Annotated in this window: 17 protein-coding genes; 6 read left to right on the forward strand and 11 right to left on the reverse strand. The window is 36.7% G+C overall.

Translation table 11 applies throughout. The features are described from left to right. Positions 1-380: 380 nt before the first annotated feature. Both Q4489_RS03760 and Q4489_RS03765 read left to right on the forward strand, forming a co-directional pair. Positions 381-1,211: a plasmid recombination protein gene (locus Q4489_RS03760; protein WP_303477283.1), complete on the forward strand. Its 831-nt coding sequence runs from the start codon at positions 381-383 to the stop codon at positions 1,209-1,211. Beyond that, on the forward strand, positions 1,208-1,780 hold the full coding sequence (locus Q4489_RS03765) for a hypothetical protein (protein ID WP_303477286.1): 573 nt from the start codon (positions 1,208-1,210) through the stop codon (positions 1,778-1,780). Before Q4489_RS03760 ends, Q4489_RS03765 begins: the two co-directional genes overlap by 4 nt. Positions 1,781-1,859: 79 nt before the next feature. On the opposite strand, the gene Q4489_RS03770 is transcribed toward Q4489_RS03765, so the two are convergent. Genes Q4489_RS03770 through Q4489_RS18275 form a run of 3 tightly spaced genes read right to left on the reverse strand, consistent with a single transcriptional unit; the run spans position 1,860 to position 2,794 of the window. After that, entirely contained in the window at positions 1,860-2,279 is a 420-nt protein-coding gene (locus Q4489_RS03770) for a hypothetical protein (protein ID WP_303477288.1), read from the reverse strand. Beyond that, the gene (locus Q4489_RS03775; RefSeq protein ID WP_303477290.1) at positions 2,272-2,601 is read right to left on the reverse strand and encodes a hypothetical protein; all 330 of its coding nucleotides are present in this window, start codon (positions 2,599-2,601) and stop codon (positions 2,272-2,274) included. The genes Q4489_RS03770 and Q4489_RS03775 overlap by 8 nt, the downstream gene beginning before the upstream one ends. A 1-nt stretch (position 2,602) precedes the next feature. Continuing rightward, positions 2,603-2,794, reverse strand: a complete 192-nt coding sequence (locus Q4489_RS18275) for a helix-turn-helix transcriptional regulator (RefSeq protein ID WP_368389582.1) — start codon at positions 2,792-2,794, stop codon at positions 2,603-2,605. 117 nt (positions 2,795-2,911) lie between these two features. Between Q4489_RS18275 and Q4489_RS03780 the strand changes: the two genes are divergently transcribed. From Q4489_RS03780 to Q4489_RS03790, 3 genes are all read left to right on the forward strand, one after another. Next, entirely contained in the window at positions 2,912-3,922 is a 1,011-nt protein-coding gene (locus Q4489_RS03780; protein WP_303477292.1) for a hypothetical protein, read from the forward strand. Positions 3,923-4,594: 672 nt separating this feature from the next. Continuing rightward, entirely contained in the window at positions 4,595-4,864 is a 270-nt protein-coding gene (locus Q4489_RS03785) for a helix-turn-helix transcriptional regulator (protein WP_303477294.1), read from the forward strand. Continuing rightward, positions 4,864-6,195 (forward strand): type II toxin-antitoxin system HipA family toxin, encoded by a 1,332-nt coding sequence (locus Q4489_RS03790; RefSeq protein ID WP_303477296.1) that lies wholly within the window; start codon positions 4,864-4,866, stop codon positions 6,193-6,195. The genes Q4489_RS03785 and Q4489_RS03790 overlap by 1 nt, the downstream gene beginning before the upstream one ends. A 363-nt stretch (positions 6,196-6,558) precedes the next feature. Here Q4489_RS03790 and Q4489_RS03795 read toward each other — a convergent pair whose 3' ends face one another. The 5 genes from Q4489_RS03795 to Q4489_RS03815 all read right to left on the reverse strand — a co-directional run bounded on the left by Q4489_RS03795 (position 6,559) and on the right by Q4489_RS03815 (position 13,121). Continuing rightward, the gene (locus Q4489_RS03795; RefSeq protein ID WP_303477298.1) at positions 6,559-7,284 is read right to left on the reverse strand and encodes a PEP-CTERM sorting domain-containing protein; all 726 of its coding nucleotides are present in this window, start codon (positions 7,282-7,284) and stop codon (positions 6,559-6,561) included. 181 nt (positions 7,285-7,465) lie between these two features. After that, positions 7,466-8,431, reverse strand: coding sequence for an FHA domain-containing protein (locus Q4489_RS03800; RefSeq protein ID WP_303477300.1), 966 nt, complete (start codon positions 8,429-8,431; stop codon positions 7,466-7,468). Next, positions 8,422-9,675: a trypsin-like peptidase domain-containing protein gene (locus Q4489_RS03805; RefSeq protein WP_303477302.1), complete on the reverse strand. Its 1,254-nt coding sequence runs from the start codon at positions 9,673-9,675 to the stop codon at positions 8,422-8,424. The genes Q4489_RS03800 and Q4489_RS03805 overlap by 10 nt, the downstream gene beginning before the upstream one ends. A 160-nt stretch (positions 9,676-9,835) precedes the next feature. Beyond that, positions 9,836-11,086 carry an ABC transporter substrate-binding protein gene (locus tag Q4489_RS03810; RefSeq protein WP_303477305.1) on the reverse strand — a complete coding sequence of 417 codons (1,251 nt, stop codon included), beginning with the start codon at positions 11,084-11,086 and terminating at the stop codon, positions 9,836-9,838. Between the two features lie 13 nt (positions 11,087-11,099). Continuing rightward, positions 11,100-13,121 carry a methyl-accepting chemotaxis protein gene (locus Q4489_RS03815; RefSeq protein WP_303477308.1) on the reverse strand — a complete coding sequence of 674 codons (2,022 nt, stop codon included), beginning with the start codon at positions 13,119-13,121 and terminating at the stop codon, positions 11,100-11,102. 136 nt (positions 13,122-13,257) lie between these two features. Between Q4489_RS03815 and Q4489_RS03820 the strand changes: the two genes are divergently transcribed. After that, a complete protein-coding gene (locus tag Q4489_RS03820) occupies positions 13,258-13,665 on the forward strand; it encodes an MmcQ/YjbR family DNA-binding protein (protein WP_303477311.1) in 408 nt (135 codons plus the stop codon). 23 nt (positions 13,666-13,688) lie between these two features. On the opposite strand, the gene Q4489_RS03825 is transcribed toward Q4489_RS03820, so the two are convergent. From Q4489_RS03825 to Q4489_RS03835, 3 genes are all read right to left on the reverse strand, one after another. Continuing rightward, on the reverse strand, positions 13,689-14,330 hold the full coding sequence (locus Q4489_RS03825) for a hypothetical protein (protein ID WP_303477313.1): 642 nt from the start codon (positions 14,328-14,330) through the stop codon (positions 13,689-13,691). Beyond that, on the reverse strand, positions 14,323-14,823 hold the full coding sequence (locus Q4489_RS03830) for an RNA polymerase sigma factor (RefSeq protein ID WP_303477315.1): 501 nt from the start codon (positions 14,821-14,823) through the stop codon (positions 14,323-14,325). Before Q4489_RS03830 ends, Q4489_RS03825 begins: the two co-directional genes overlap by 8 nt. 400 nt (positions 14,824-15,223) lie before the next feature. Continuing rightward, entirely contained in the window at positions 15,224-16,006 is a 783-nt protein-coding gene (locus Q4489_RS03835; RefSeq protein WP_303477317.1) for a sterol desaturase family protein, read from the reverse strand. Positions 16,007-16,038 lie beyond the last annotated feature (32 nt).

Raw genomic sequence — 16,038 nt, forward strand, 5'->3', positions numbered from 1 at the left:
GAGGGGTTAGTAGAAGTTTATTTCTTAACTTGATAAATATTTAAGAAAATTTAAAAGGAAAACAAGATTATTAAATCAAAAGAAATATAACAACCCATCTTCTGAAGAAGATAAAAATTATACTGAACGTTCTAATGTGGATTTTAGCCCGAAAAAACTCAAAAGTCAACACTTTTATCTTTTAAATCAACGTATTGCATATTTGAATTACGTGCTGATATTTGACTTAAGCTATTAATTTGTGGTACGTTTAAGAGGTAAAGCTAGTGACCGACTAGGCTTATGTTGAACATAAGCGTCGGCCTTGCTGGGCTTAAAATCCCTAAGAACACATTCATGACGGAAGAATGAAAATTTAAACTTTATCCGTGGTGAATAACATGCAAAAAAATAGCTATCAATTCCTGCATATGGAATCATATGCACTTAAGAAAAGAAAAAACTCTAAACGACCAACAGCTGAAGCTGTTGCACGAGAATGTCAACGAACTGAACATTCTTATCCTCACATTCAAAAGCCAGAAAAACCAGAATTACTTTATGGTATTAAGCCTCTCGAAGCTTTAGATCGTTTACATGGGCTGATTAAAAACTGTAAAGATCCACTTGGTCGAAAAATTCGATCAGACGCCCAAATTGTTTCATTTGGTATCGCATCGATCAAAGTCGAATCTACTCCTGAAAATTGGGAACTACCTGAGGTGAAAAAATGGCTGGAAGATACTGAAAATTTTCTTAGACAACGTTTTGGCGATTCGTTTGTATCACTTGTAAAACATTCTGATGAAAGATTCTGCCATGTGCACTTTTGCATTATGCCAAGGCTAAATGATGATGGTAAATTGGACTTAAACTCTTTTCACCCGGGTCTTGCAGCTCAAAGAGCAATAAAATCAAATTCAAAGTCTAAGAAAGACTTCGCTTACAAAGAAGCCATGCGTGAATTGCAGGATCAATATTTTGAGGATGTAGGTCTGAAAAACGGTCAACTCCGGCATGGGCCTCGTCGCAGGCGCTTGACTCGCCATGAATGGTATGCACAAAAGCGTTATGCAAACCTAATTAGCAACATTGTTAATGAACAATCAGAGCTTATCTATAAACTATCTGCAAAGCTTGAAAAAGCAAAACATATGCTGACAAACCTCATAACATCAAAGATTCCGTCCCTCAAGAAGCCCTCAAGCCATTCTGAGGAGTTTTCGTCATGATTGATACAAGTACTAACATAACGACGAAGTTAATTGGTTATGAGAAGCTGTACGCGTCATTTGAACCAACAAATAAAACTTCTCTGGCTTTCAGAGTACATAATTTAGTGGGACTCCTCATATCCGCTCATTTCTCGCAAGCTAGCGAATTGGGAGATCTTATTAACTTGGTTCATCAATTCGGAGGATTTTTAAGAGAGTTAAAAGCAGAATTTGATCTCATCTATAGTGATTTGGGCGCCCATAGTTATCCCGCGTTTGTTCAAAAGCTTGCTGGAGCCAAGTATGGCGGAGCATTTGGTGAATACCATAACTTGGTTATCGATACTCTAAAGCTACTTCTCTTCAGAATTGAGGCAGATGCCAATCCAGCGGAGCTAGAAGATGCGCTGGATCATTTTCTGAGAGCCAGCATTGAACGCTACAATCCGAAAAATAAGCCTATTGTGAGATTCGGGCAATCAGTAAAAACTTCGTCTGAAATAGGACTAGAGAAAAGGCTTTGCACACCAGCAGAAAAAGTACAGGAATATGTTCAACGTCAAATCGATATTGCTCTAGAAAACTAGCACTTTAGGGCAAGTAAAAGGCTGATCAATCGACCAGCCTTGCTTATGGATTTATCCGCACAGCGGGGTAAATCACACATTATTTTGTCACATGATTGCTAGACAAATTCTCTGTAACAAAATCAAATATTTGATCCTTTTTTACACGCAAAGAATCTCGGTCAATCGTGACTTTAAAACTACCATCACGGAATGCTTTTGTTCGTTCAAACTCTGATACAAACCAAACACCATTTTTCCTGCGGATTACGCATTGAGTATGCTGAGGCGTTCCTCTATAAAGCGGTGAAAAAGTCTCATAATCAGGCGTGACCATAGCAGAAATATTATTCCATTTTTGTTTAGCAACTAAGTTTTCAAGTATCGACTCAGCGATTTTAGTCGAGAGTTCGAGGTCTTCATACGAAAGCAATCGTTCACTACATCTTGATTGTAATCTGTTCAAAATATTGATAATAATTTCCCGGTTTTCAGATTCAACTTTGAACTCACTATTCATCAGATACCCCCATAAAGTATTTAGGTAACTTATCCATATCAGAATCACTGTCTGAACAATAAAGAATAGCCACGATTAGTATGTTTCCGACACATTCAAGTTCGGGCTTAAGCGTACCTTCAAGTACCTGTTGTTTAATGATTACAGAGTAAGCGTACTCAACCAGTTCCAATATATGATCGTCATGTAGATCATTGTCTAAACAGGTTTCCAGTGCCAATAAGCAGTGTGTACAGTCCAGAAAAAACCTTTCGTTCTCAAAAACATTAAACCTTGACGCAATTAATATTAAAATATTCTGCCCTCGAATTTTATAACTCATCTTATGCCGCCTCCTTTTGTAAGGAATCTAGCCAATTCGTGATTGACTCTCTTCTCCATCCCAATATTTTGCCGTTTAACTTTAGTGGCGCGGGAAAGCTTCCTTCACTTCTCAACTTCCAAAGAGCTGTTCTTGAAATGCCTAGTACATTAGGAAGCTCCTTTAGTGTTAATATGTATGAATTCGTAAACATAATTTATGTCTCTTCTAATTAATTTTTCCGCTCATTCGGAAAGTGAGAGCATCATATGTATTTCGAAAAAAGAGCATAATGGCGTAAAAAATTAGTTTTACGCACCAAGGAAAACTTATGGCATCACATAACCCATCAAGAATAATAAGAACGCAATTTTGGATTAGAGAAATAATGTCCGCGTTCAATTTCAATTCGTATTTAGATGTTGCAAAGTTACTCTCTATTCCACTCATTAATGAGAGCGAGGTTAGCGGGGAGTTTTGGGAGTTGGCTAGCAGAGTTACAGATGATAAAGAGCTAGCACTTGAGATACATAAGACACTTATTAGTGAAAGTCTCGATGTTCGAAACTGGGGTAAGTACTATAATGGTAAGCAAGCTCGGTCAAAAAAGAAAAAGCTAAATGATGCATTCGACAAATTAGTGCCTAAAGCGCGTAAAACTTTCAAACACGGGAAGTACAACATACTTTCCATAATTGAAGCTAGTTTTGTAGAGGAAGCTGTGGTTCTTTTTGCTACTGGATTAACTGAAATTCACCAAAACTTGAACATTGAAAGAGAGCTGCGACTAAAATATTCAAATAGATATGAATTGATTAGCCGAAAGCTAGAGCGTCACGGGTTTGACAAAGAGTTCTTATCAATGGTTGCTTACGATGATATCTATCGAGCAGCAATGATCTGCTTACGAGATGGTAGGTTTGAAGCCGCCTTTTATCTTCTTTATTTATCTATGCCTGTCTTGAGTTATTCATCAGAACTTGATGATGAAAGAATGCTTGATTTTCATATATTGGATCTTGCCGCTAAAGTTATTAAAGCCAATTATTTTTCAGGCGGTTTTGAAGACCTTGCTAATGAGCAAAATAATACAACAGATGTTTCAATACCTCGTGAAAACAACAAACCTAGCATATGTGTCCGTCCTGAAGATGAAGAGCAGTCTTTTTGTTTGAATTATATTGAAAAGCATTATGGAATAGATAAATCGCTTTGGAGTTCAAGTTATAGAATTTTCGAGTACTCTAAGGATTTTTGGAAGCCGGAATTAAGCGATAGAACTCAAGAGTATGACAGTGAGTTTACTAAACGTAGATATGATTCCCTCAATCAGTGGAGATAAAATGGTGACAATCATGGTGGCAAGAACCATTAATTGAGGCTTTTTTTATTGATAATTAATTGATCTTTAAGCTATTAAAATTTATATTAAATAAACAGATCCAGAATATAGAATAACCTTTCAAGTCACTTCCAATTATTTCATAACTGGCTAAAAGCATTAGTATTAGCCAGTTTATTACTTCTATTTACTTCTATTTATTTCTATTCATTTCATAAATTACCTAAAATTTCGGTCACCTAATTGGTTGTAACGGTCAAATAAACTTGGAGGCTTCTTTAGGCACTTTTTCTTAGTTTCATTTCATATTCTGCCGCTTGATTATTGCTAGTTTCTTCAATCGTCAGAATAAGTATATCGCTATAATAGCTTGTTCTATCTTACGGCTGGTTGCGAGCAGTTTTATTGTCAGATGAGAACATCAGAATTCTTAAGTTTATTAAAACATTCTAGCGTAGAAATTGTTTTTGAATAGATAGCCAAAAACACTTATTTGCGCAAAAACAATCGATATCATTACACTTCGATGCGCATAAATCTTGAGCTTGGTAACACTTTTTTGCACTTAAATGATCAAAACAAGCGATTAACAGCCTATAGGTTGTTATTGTTAAAAACAGCTTATATACTGTTTTTAGATAAAACAGCCTATACATTGTTTTGGTGGTTAGCGTGAATTACACAATTAATACTCTTGATCAAATTAAGCCTATTCTAGTCGGGTTTAGAAAGTCTAATCGGCTATCTCAAAAAGCGCTTGCTGAAAAACTTGGTATCAGCCAACAAAGTTATCAAACACTTGAAAGCGCACCACAAAAAGTCACGATAGAGCGTCTTTTTAAAGTGCTTTCTATTTTGGATATAAAGCTGCAATTTGTAGAAAAAAATAAACCGTTGAAGAATAACGTATCCAGTACCGAAAGCTCGCAGGATGAATGGTAATGGTAAAACGTAAAGTAAGTGCCTTAGCTATTTGGATGAACGCAGAGTTTGTTGGTACTTGGCGAATAAAATCAGGTGTTGATGAACTGCAATATGCAGATGAGTGGTTACAAAACCCGCGAGGTCGCCCCTTGTCTTTATCATTACCGTTTACTCCGGGAAACCAACCCATTAAAGGCGATGTCGTTTCATTTTACTTTGATAATTTGCTGCCAGATAGCAGAGATATACGTGAACGATTAGCAAGGCGCTTTAGTACAGCCAGCACCAAAGTCTTTGATTTACTTGTTGAGCTAGGTCGTGATTGTGTGGGGGCTATTCAATTGCTACCAGAAGGCGATAAGCCTCAGAATATTAAACAAATTCAGCATAAGCCGTTAAATGAACAGCAAGTTGCGGGAATACTTAATAAGGCGATTGATAGCTACCCGCTGGGTCGATTAGATGACGATGATGAATTGAGAATTTCACTTGCTGGAGCTCAAGAAAAAACAGCGCTACTTTGGCACAATAACCAATGGTGTGAACCTTTAGGAGAAACACCGACAACACACATATTTAAACTGCCAATGGGGCTGGTTGGCAATATGAAAGCTGACATGGAAGGCTCTGTTGAAAACGAATGGCTGTGCTCAAAGATAATGGCCGCGTTTGGTATTCCTATTGCGCATTGTGAAATGGGGTCTTTTGCGGGTAAAAAAGCACTTATTGTTGAGCGTTTTGATCGTAAGTTATCAAGTGATGGTTCATGGATTATTCGTTTGCCACAAGAAGATTTTTGTCAAGCAACAGGTTTATCATCATTACTTAAATATCAAAGCGATGGTGGTTTAAGTATAGAAGATTGTATGAAGCTACTTGCCAGTAGCGAGAACGCAGCTGTTGATAAACAACACTTTTTTAAAGCGCAAATTGTATTTTACTTACTTGCAGCAACCGATGGTCACACAAAAAACTTTAGCATTACTCATTTGCCAGACAATAAATACAAACTCACACCTTTATATGATGTGCTTTCTATTCACCCGCTAATTGGTAATAAGACAAATCAAATAGCGAAACAGAAAGTAAAAATGGCAATGGCTATTCGTGGTAGCAAAAATTACTATCAATTACAGAAAATACAATATCGTCATTTCATTCAACAAGGCAAGGAAGTTGGCTTTAATGAAGTAGAAGTTGTTGAACTTATTGACTCAGTGCTTAGTGTGTTTGATATTGTTATTGAAAAGGTCAGCAAAAACCTTCCTAAAGACTTTCCAACAGATATATCGGATAAGATTTTTGCAGGAATGAAAGCGCAAGCAAACCAGCTAAACGTGGATACTTAAACCAAGGGGTGGCATAAAGCTAAACCACTCTGCCCAAACAAGCTTAAAAATTGAAAGTAATGTCTTTTATTTTTCTACGACATGAACAGAATTAAAATATTGCGTAGATTATTTAGAGGTAACTGTTACGGTTACACAACCGTCATTACGTTTTTTGGAAAGGGATAGGCGATCTGGTTTATCCTTCCTTGTTAATAGCCTTCTATAGCACTTTCTTATCAATTGAATCGACATATATCGTTGATGTTAACTTACTATAATCAGCTGGTTTATGTATTGATCAGGTAACTTACACGGTTATCAGGCATTAAAAAAGCCACTCAGAGAGTGGCTTTAAAATTTCTTACTTTTGGTGTTAAGTAATTATGCTTTGCGCTTACGTGAAGCAGCGAAACCTAACATACCTAAGCCTAATAAAGCGATTGACGCTGGCTCTGGAATTGAGTTACCAGTTAATTCAAAACCACCTTTAAGAAGACCGTTAGGGCCACCAGGTTGGAATGAAGAAGAAAGTACCATGTCAGTACCGTTCAATTCACCGTTAGTATCAAAGTTACCAGCAGCTAAACCACCAGTTACGTTTAATAATGCAGAACCTGTACCTGTATCACTACCAGTACCTAAGTCAGTACCTAAACCTGTTAAGTTACCGTCAGCTACTAAAGATAACCATAAGTTACCTTCAGAAGAAGATGCTGATGTAGCTGCATAGTTAGGGTTGTGGTCAACAAAAATGTTGATAGCTAAATCTTTAAATTCAAACGCACTAATATTACCACTAACTGGTGTGAAACTTACTAACTCCATAGAGAAAGTAAACGTTAATTCACAACCTGGGCAGAATGCTGCTGCATTGTTAACGTCGCTATTCATTTGGTCAAAAATACCAAAACCGTTTACAATATCGCCTGGTTGAGCTGCAACGTTTTCAAATAGGTTACCGCTGCTGAAAAAGTCTTCTGCAGCTGGGAAAGCATTCACTGAATCCGGATCCCAAACTACACCACCAACGTTGATATCTGAAGCTTGTGCTGAAAGTGATAAACCTAAAGCTGCTAAGCCAATTGCTAGTCCTTTTTTAATGTTCATAGTGTATCTCCTGTTATAAATCTTAAATTTTGTAATCATTGATTTGACTGAACAGTATAATGCCAATCTTGTGCCAACTTGATTAAATATTTTTAAATTGCTGTTTTTGTTGGTTTAATTTGTTTTTCTTTTAAAAGCCTATTTGTTGAAAAACATCGATTGTAAAAATTTTCGACACTATTTATGTGTCTTTCTTCTTAGCTTTTTCATCTACTTTTTTAAATAGCTCGTTAGAGTTATTAATGAACTCATCAACATTGCTGCTATTGGTAAATAAAAAGCTTGGTGTTAGTAGCGTAGAGTTAAACTCTGGTTTTATACTAAAATCAGGCTTCTTGCTGACTTGTATTAAAAAGCTCCCACCCACTAATAGAATAGTTAAGCCACTGGCAATAGCCATTCGACGTTTGTTACTAACATGGAAACCAATGTAAATATTTAACCAAAATAAGCAAAAAGCAATCACAATAGGTGTAAAAGAGGCCAACAGTACTAAAAATGAACCACTGGCAGTATTAAAGTTGATTACTGTTTCTAGGAAGTCTGTTACCCATGACAAGTTATAAAAAACAAAGCAAATGCCGAGTTGTGTCCAAATACGAGCATCGTGCTTGGTTAATAATGACACTATTGCTACGCCAACTGGCCAAACAGCAAACATTAACGTGAGACCCGCGGCTGATACTAACAGCTGAGTAAACTTTACTTCTGTTGGGTTATTGAGGAAAAATAGCCAGCCGGTTATTAATGCAAAAACCATTACATTGGTGATTAATATTAGCGGAGACTTGGTTAAATTAATTAAATTTTCAAAAGAGCTCAGGGTAATACTTTCTTCTACGGGGTGAAAAGGAAATAAAATACGGATCTGACTTTTACCAACGCGAATAATATCGCCGGAATGAACAATATGGCCATCAGCTGTTTTTTTTCCCTCACCAAGAAAGCTACCATTTATGCTGTCTAAATCTTGTATTCGCCAATTTTCACCATCAAAAGCAATCGTTAAGTGTTCGGCGCATACGTGAGGGTCAGATATTAGTACATCGTTATGGTACCCTCGTCCTATGGCAACTTTGTTTTGGCCGAATTTCTGTCGGTTAATGACTTTATGTCCTCGGCTGATTTCTTCAATAATTATTTCCATGTAACCGACTCCATAAACTGTTTAGTAAATTTCTGAGCGCTTGCCTGAGAAACACCAGCTAGAGTAAAGTGGCTGATAAGTGCTTGTTGGTGGTGGTCTACAGAAATGGCAAGGTACAGTACATCATATAAATTGGTAAACTTTTTATAGGCACGGGTACAAAAAATAGCTTTATTGTTTATTTGTTGGTTTGATGGCATCACAATATCGTGTTGGCATTCAAACTCTGTAATGTCGTCTTTTCCTGCTTTATTACCAGGCATCACACGTGCTATTTGACGCTGAAAGAGCTGATAAAATTTGATATCACTAAGCTTTCTTGCATGTAGATAACGAAACTCCATTTCAAGAGAGCCAGTATAAAAATTATTCGCAATAAATACATTTTCTTCTAACGAACAATTTGCCACCGCCATTGACATAAGCGCGTCTTTTTTATCAGCGTTTGACTCACCCCAGCAACGAATAAAAGGTACATCAATTGTCGGTACAAGGCCTTCACCAAGGTTTTTTAATTGCCATTGGCTGTTTAATAACGTGGTAATTAACTTTTCTTGATAACTGTTCAGCTGTGTTTGCATTTGCTGTGCAACAGCGTTTGGGGCTTGTTGGTTGTGTTTATTAAGCAAAACTTGCAGTTTATCGTGTGGTACTAAAAAACCAATTTGGTTACCTGATGTTGCTACATTGATACCGACAACTTTAGTGGCTTTATTAACAACGGGGCCGCCACTCATACCTGAATTGACTGAGCCGGTAAAATGAATGCGATCGCTAAAAGATTCTTTTTTTAATCCATTATAAGTGCCCGGTACTACAATCATGCCAAGATCATGCGGGTTGCCCAGCGAGAAAATTTCTTCGCCTTTTTCGGGGGGCGCATCAGATATGTCGAAAAACGGCATAGGGTTGTCTACTTCACGTTTTACAATGGCAAGATCGTTAACAACATCAATATTTTTTAAGGTTAACTCTGCTTTATTACCCTTATTATCTAAGTACTCAATACGATACTTTTTAGGGTGACGAGCGTAACTGGAAATCACATGATAATTGGTGGCAATTAAACCATCAGCGCTAATTTGGAACCCTGAGCCAATAGAAGATTTTTCACCACTTGCTTTGTCAATGATCCTAATTTGGTATAAAGAAGGCGCGAGTTGTTTAAAAATTGTTTCGGCTTGCTCGGTGGCGCATACAACACTACTAATGCCAAAAAGTAGTATGCTTAACAAAGCTTTCATTCAAAATCCTATGGTGAATGCTCAAAAATAGTTCATTCATTGTATTGTGCCACCATGAATTCATTTGTCATCAATTATCCCTGCAATATTTTATGAGGTGGTGCTCGCAGTTGTAACATTATGTTCAAATTGCAGTCACCACATAAAAGCTCAATGGGAATTATTGGCAATGATTAATCCCTACATATTGCCAGCTATTTAGGCCTTGTTGAATTTGCTGCGTTATTTCTATCGGTGTTTTTTGATGGTTGAAAAGATCTTTAAATCCTTGAGTAACTAAGGTTCGATAACTCGGTTCATTGCTATTAAGTGTATAAGCATTGAATAAACTGACTGAATAAGCATCAACCACTTTGTTAGATAACGTAGCAAGTGTAGGGTTGTTGATTGAAACAGATTCACCAAATGCAGGCAGTTCTTGTACGTGTTCAGCGAATAATTCAGCAAATGCTTTGGTTGCGGTAAAGTTTAATACCTTCATTGCTGCTTGGTATTTCGTTGAATTAGCATTGACTTGATAGGTGCCATCACCTAAGGCATAAACTTTATTGCCTGCACCAGGAATTTGCCAAAAATAAAATTGAAAATCATTATCTAGCTTAAAAAAATCAGATTTTGAACTGGTTCGCCAACCGCCATCTATGGTCATGGCCGAATTACCTAAGCCCATAGAATTTGCAATGCCTACATAGCTTTCTGACGCTACGTTATCGTTTATAAAGCCTTTATCCATCCATTGCTTGAGGCGTATAAATACCTGTTGATATTCTGGATCGGTAAAGCATGCTTGCCCAGAAACTAAATTTTCTGCGACGTTCTCGGAAACCAAGCCTGATAATAATACTTCTGCAAGTAACTGACTTAAATACCAATTTACATTGCCAGCTAGTTGTATTGGTGTTACTCCTGCTTGTTTTAATGTGGAAAATACTTGTTCCATTGCCGATAACGTTTTTGGTTGCTGGTGTATACCGTGTTTATTGACGAGTTTTCTATTGACCATAACTGATTGTAACTGCAAGGCAAAAGGTACACCGTAAAGTTTATTATCTGCTGCCAGTGCGGCGATCAACGCACCTTGGTTCATTTGCGTTAGCGTGCCTTGATAGGGCTTAACAAAATTGTGTTTAACAAGCTTTTGTAGGGAATTAGCACCAGGTGCCCATTGAAACACATCAGGAGTATTATTTTGAAGACTTAATAACATATGTGGTTCATAAGACGCTGATCTTAAGAGTTTAACGTTTACCGTTACACCAGGTATGACATTATGTTGGCTAATATGTTGCCATAGTGATACTTCTTGTCTGCGCCAGGTATATAAGTTGATTTCTGTAGCAGCCCAAGTAGAGGTAATACAGGTTATTAATGCAATACAAACTAGCATTAATTTGGTGATCATATTCTTCATGTGAGTACCTAAATTAAACACGAAATTTACCGATTAAGTTATCAAGTTCTTGAGCAGCGTGAGTCAGTTTGTTAATTGCTGCTTTGTTACGATTTGAACACGTTACCGTTCCTTCAGCCATATCAGAAATATTAACGATATTACGATTAATTTCTTCTGCGGTTACACTTTGCTCTTCTGAAGCTGTGGCTATCTGCATATTCAATGCTTTAGTGTTAGTGATAATAGACACTATGTTGTCGATAGATTGATAAACTTGTTCAGATTTCGTAACTGCTGCTTGCGTTTGGTGTTGCGACGCAGCCATAACCGATACTGCTTGGCGTGACCCTGTCAACATGGTTTCAATATTATGTTTTATTTCTTCTGTAGAATCTTGAGTGCGTTTGGCAAGAGTACGTACTTCGTCTGCAACAACTGCAAAACCTCTGCCTTGTTCTCCTGCACGAGCAGCTTCAATGGCGGCATTTAAAGCAAGTAAATTGGTTTGCGCGGCTATACTTTCTATCACATGAAGAATTTCTTCAATTTGGCTAACATCTTGATCTAAGGCTTGGATTACTTGTGTAGCGTTTTCAATTTCTTTTTCAAGAGACGCATTAATAGCGCTGTTTTCTTGAACGTGAGCTTTACTCTGTTGTGCTGAATGAGCTGCACTTTCCATTTCAGAAAAGGTCACCTGAGCATTCTGAGCAACTTCTTTTATGGTCATTGCCATTTCATTCATGGCTGTAACGACTAGTTCTGTTTGAGCTTGCTGGTCTGATATATTCTCTTGCAGTTCGATGGTACTCGTATTGGTTTCGCTGACTGAGCCAGTTACGGTGATGGATTGTGCCTGAATCGCGTCAATCATATCTTTTAATGCGTTATTTAAGGTTTTAGCTGACTGCTTTAATTGACCAAATTCGTCTTGTGATGTGATGGAAATTTCTTGCGTTAAATCACCAGTAGCCATTTTCGCTAATATGTTGTTAACGTCATTCAAAGGCTTACGAATACCTTTAATAGCCATTAAGGCAATTACCACCGCCAAAAAAACGGCTACACTACAAAAAATAATGATAAATAACTGATTTTCTTCAACGGTATCTGCCGCGTCTGTTGCAACAATATTTGAATACTCTTTTGCAAATAAACTAATATCATTCATGGTAGTTATAGATGTTAATAGCTGTGATTGGTTTCCCTTCAAATTATTATCAAGTGTTTGCTTTGCAGATAAATAAGTATTCGCTTTTTCAACAAGGCCGCGCTCGCTTTCAACAATATAGGCAAGATCTGCCGCCAATACACTAAATTGCTTAAAGGCTTGCTTTTTAATCGGCGTTGATTGTAGTGCTACAATATCAAAACCTAAGGTCACATAATGTGTTAACCAGCTCGCAAACTCTTGGCTGAGCTGCGTTGCGTGATCATAATTTTGTGTCGTTGCAAGTAACTTGGCCGTTGCCGCGCCATGTTGTATTGAGCTTGTAACTTCTGCGAGTAGGTATTGTTCTTCCGCGTTTAATGTTAACTGCGCCAACGATGATGTATGAGCGGTAATTTGCTGTTCGATAGAATCAATATCACTGAGACTAGAGACTACATCAGCGTAGTTTTCTAATACTGTTTCAGATAGCGTCATGGTTAATTCAATATTATCAAAGGTTTGATCAAGCTTTTCTTTTAATGCTTTGAGTTGAGCAACTTGTTTACTTGCGTTTTTAATTAATAATAATTTATTCAATAATGCGGTTATTTTATTCGTCAGTGCTAGCTTTTCTGCTTGATATAATTCTCTGTATTGCTGATGAATGTGCGGTTCATCGGCATTGTAATGCTGGTACATCAACAGGTTTAATGTTGAAAGGTGCTGGTTTAGTCGATTACTAAGCTCTGTAATAGGGGCGGCTTGCTGATTAATGTTATGTAAATTACTGTTGATGGTCGCTATGCTTGTAAAACCTTGATAACCAACAATAAGTAAGAATGTGATGATGATGGCATAACCAGCAGTTATTTTATTGACTGCTGAAATATTTATTTGCATTTTTACCTCATATTTATACAAACTATGTACTAAACTAAACACTGTAAATTGCTGAACAGTAAGTCGTAAAATCAAGTGCTTATCGCTATTAATACTATAAAAAATCACTGAGTTAACACAGTATAAGTGAATAAATATGAGCAGAGAAATAATAAAAAAGTCTATGGTTGAACAATACTTATTACGTAAACCATACGTATCCGTAGATTATCCTTTTGGTGAAGATGTCAAAGTCTTCAAAGTGAAAAACAAAATGTTTGCACTTTTATCGTTAGGTACTGGAAATGAAAAAGATACTCACGGAAAAATGAAAGGGCATTATTGTGTCAATTTAAAGTGTGATCCTGAAGAAGCGATAATGTTACGGGATATATTCCCTAGTGTGATCCCTGGTTATCATATGCATAAAGCGCAATGGAATACGGTTATTTTAGATGGCTCAATTCCTGAAGGTGAAATTGAGCGCATGATCGATAACTCGTTTAATTTAGTGGTTAGTAAAATGACCAAGAAAGATCAAAAATCAATTTTAGTCCATTTATAATATACGGAACATAACTGTCGGTGCTAGCCTCTTAAGGTTTTCATATCAGCAAGTAGTTCATCTAACTTTTTAAATTGATGACCATAAACGATATTGAGATCTAAGCGATATAATGCATCCGAGTACTTAATTATCACTAGAAATAGTATTGTTAAAATGACGATTAGATAATAAGGAACTCCCAGTAGCACGATATCTGTTGGAAATAATTTAAGGATAAACGCTATGACTTGCCCTCCCGCTTTGCTGACAAGTGCTTGAGTCACCATCCCGATAAATAATAAAGGATAAAAGAAGCGATAATATACCGCATAGGTACTAATTGAGCTTTTCAACCAGTGATCAAAGTTAACTAAATAATCATAACTTGACTGTCCTTTTGATAACGCAGTACTTTTGGTTAACTCTTTTTTCGCAATAATGACTAAAGGTATCAGCAAACAACAAATATACAGACCTAAAAAAGGTGCGCCAATGAGCGACATCATAATCATCATGATGATACAGCCTATGATTAACGCTTTGATGTTGAGCGCAAACATGCTTTGTAATTTATCAACGATATTTTGTGATTTCCGATTGTAAAGGGCGTTCACTTTAGGTACAGAAAGGTTAGGTTCATTGATAAACCCTTCTTTCCACATTGATTCAATTGATTTATTCATCTTTTACTCCTTGTGGTTTTATATGCCTGAGTAACCTTTCTTTTATACGCTTGACCCTGACACCAATATTATTTGTATTTGTACCGGTAATTTCGGCAATTTCCGCATAGGTTTTTTCTTCCAAATAAAGCAAAATCAGCGCTCTATCTATTTCTGATAAGTGCTTTATTGCATTGTATAGTTGGTTTATATCGTCACTGATAAACGCTTTGCTATCGTCAATAACTTCGTCGGGTAACGCATCTGACGATATGTCTGTTATACCTGACTTACTCTTTTTCAAATGTGTTAGGCAGACATTTAATGAAATGCGGTATATCCACGTTGACCATTTTGATTGCTGATTAAAATTATCTTTACTGCGCCATATCTGCAGGCAAACTTCTTGGTAATAATCTTCAAAGTCTTCTTGGCAATTAGTGTATGCCCGACAAATTTTGATAATGATCCCTGAATAAGGAAGTATCGATATTTGATAAAAATCACTGCCCATTGAAAAATAAGTTCCTATACACGCTTTGCTTTGTTAGTGGTTTTACATTGAGCTTTATTACACCCAGAATAATTTTATTTAGAAAAATAACTAAACACTGGATTAACAGGCGCTCGTGGTTAGCAATACAATTACTGTAACTTAAGGGTGGCTTTTAATTGAAATTATTCACGTAAATTTAAGTGCCTTAGTAGAAAGTCAACAATTTACGCGTTTGTGGAATGACAATGGCTCTTTATTGATAAGGTGTTTGATACTAAGCCTTTTTGCATGCAAATGAAAGGTTATATCGGCTACACACTATAGTGGAAAATCATCAGCTTACTTAGCAAAAACACCTGTGTCGCGCTAATTTTCTTACACGACCAAGAAAGAGTAGAAATCTTTCTTGGTCAATATTTCACTGGGTTTTAATTCTTTGAATGGCTTTAGTTCCACTGTTGATGATGTCTTTACATAATAAAATGTCTTTTACTTGATATGAACAGCCTTCATAAAAGCCGATGTCTTTTGAAAATTCTTTTGGATTTTTAAAGGTGCCGAATAAAATATCAAAAATAGGCAGGTCTGAATAATTGTACCTATGAATACCTTGTTGATGATGTACGGAGTGACTCTCCGGCCTTTGAATGATATAGCCAAGCCATTGTGGCGTTTTAATATTCGTATGTTGGAAAATGGCTAAAAACATCGTGATGTATAAAAACCAAGATATTGCTTCAGGTGCTAAGCCAACAAATAAGCTTAAGGTTAAACTGCCAATAAAAGTAAAACCTACCATATCTAACGGGCTAAAATAGAACGCGCCAAAGGTGTCTAAACGTTCTGCACTATGATGCATTTGATGAAATGTTCTCCATAAGGCGTTATTGCGATGCATTGCCCTGTGCCAAAGATAAATCATCAATTCAAATACTAAAAGCGCTATTAAGGTACTAATATACGGATTAAGCTCTTGAAGGTTCATCAGTTGATATGGCAACAAGTGCTTATCCCAAATTAAAGGTAAGTATGTTGATAGATAAAAATAGACAATAAAAACAAGCATCGCTTTTGGTATCCAACCTTTTACCTTTTTTTGTTTTTGTCCTGGGTATAATGTTTCGAGAGCTACCAGCCCTAGGTATATAGAAATGAGCGTGAGTGAGAGCGGGTCGAGCAGTATTTCGAGTGGTGTTGGCATAATATATTTCCCTTTTAGTTAAGCTGATGTTT

This window comes from Thalassotalea sp. 1_MG-2023 (assembly GCF_030546745.1).
Taxonomy (GTDB): domain Bacteria; phylum Pseudomonadota; class Gammaproteobacteria; order Enterobacterales; family Alteromonadaceae; genus Thalassotalea_C.

Excerpts from the sequence above, each read along its gene's own strand:
- Q4489_RS03790 (WP_303477296.1), top strand. The coding sequence starts at position 4,864 with ATGGTAAAACGTAAAGTAAGTGCCTTAGCTATTTGGATGAACGCAGAG.
- Q4489_RS03770 (WP_303477288.1), bottom strand. The coding sequence starts at position 2,279 with ATGAATAGTGAGTTCAAAGTTGAATCTGAAAACCGGGAAATTATTATC.
- Q4489_RS03765 (WP_303477286.1), top strand. The coding sequence starts at position 1,208 with ATGATTGATACAAGTACTAACATAACGACGAAGTTAATTGGTTATGAG.
- Q4489_RS03830 (WP_303477315.1), bottom strand. The coding sequence starts at position 14,823 with ATGGGCAGTGATTTTTATCAAATATCGATACTTCCTTATTCAGGGATC.
- Q4489_RS18275 (WP_368389582.1), bottom strand. The coding sequence starts at position 2,794 with ATGTTTACGAATTCATACATATTAACACTAAAGGAGCTTCCTAATGTA.
- Q4489_RS03825 (WP_303477313.1), bottom strand. The coding sequence starts at position 14,330 with ATGAATAAATCAATTGAATCAATGTGGAAAGAAGGGTTTATCAATGAA.
- Q4489_RS03795 (WP_303477298.1), bottom strand. The coding sequence starts at position 7,284 with ATGAACATTAAAAAAGGACTAGCAATTGGCTTAGCAGCTTTAGGTTTA.
- Q4489_RS03810 (WP_303477305.1), bottom strand. The coding sequence starts at position 11,086 with ATGAAGAATATGATCACCAAATTAATGCTAGTTTGTATTGCATTAATA.
- Q4489_RS03805 (WP_303477302.1), bottom strand. The coding sequence starts at position 9,675 with ATGAAAGCTTTGTTAAGCATACTACTTTTTGGCATTAGTAGTGTTGTA.
- Q4489_RS03775 (WP_303477290.1), bottom strand. The coding sequence starts at position 2,601 with ATGAGTTATAAAATTCGAGGGCAGAATATTTTAATATTAATTGCGTCA.
- Q4489_RS03800 (WP_303477300.1), bottom strand. The coding sequence starts at position 8,431 with ATGGAAATAATTATTGAAGAAATCAGCCGAGGACATAAAGTCATTAAC.
- Q4489_RS03820 (WP_303477311.1), top strand. The coding sequence starts at position 13,258 with ATGAGCAGAGAAATAATAAAAAAGTCTATGGTTGAACAATACTTATTA.
- Q4489_RS03760 (WP_303477283.1), top strand. The coding sequence starts at position 381 with ATGCAAAAAAATAGCTATCAATTCCTGCATATGGAATCATATGCACTT.
- Q4489_RS03835 (WP_303477317.1), bottom strand. The coding sequence starts at position 16,006 with ATGCCAACACCACTCGAAATACTGCTCGACCCGCTCTCACTCACGCTC.
- Q4489_RS03780 (WP_303477292.1), top strand. The coding sequence starts at position 2,912 with ATGGCATCACATAACCCATCAAGAATAATAAGAACGCAATTTTGGATT.
- Q4489_RS03815 (WP_303477308.1), bottom strand. The coding sequence starts at position 13,121 with ATGCAAATAAATATTTCAGCAGTCAATAAAATAACTGCTGGTTATGCC.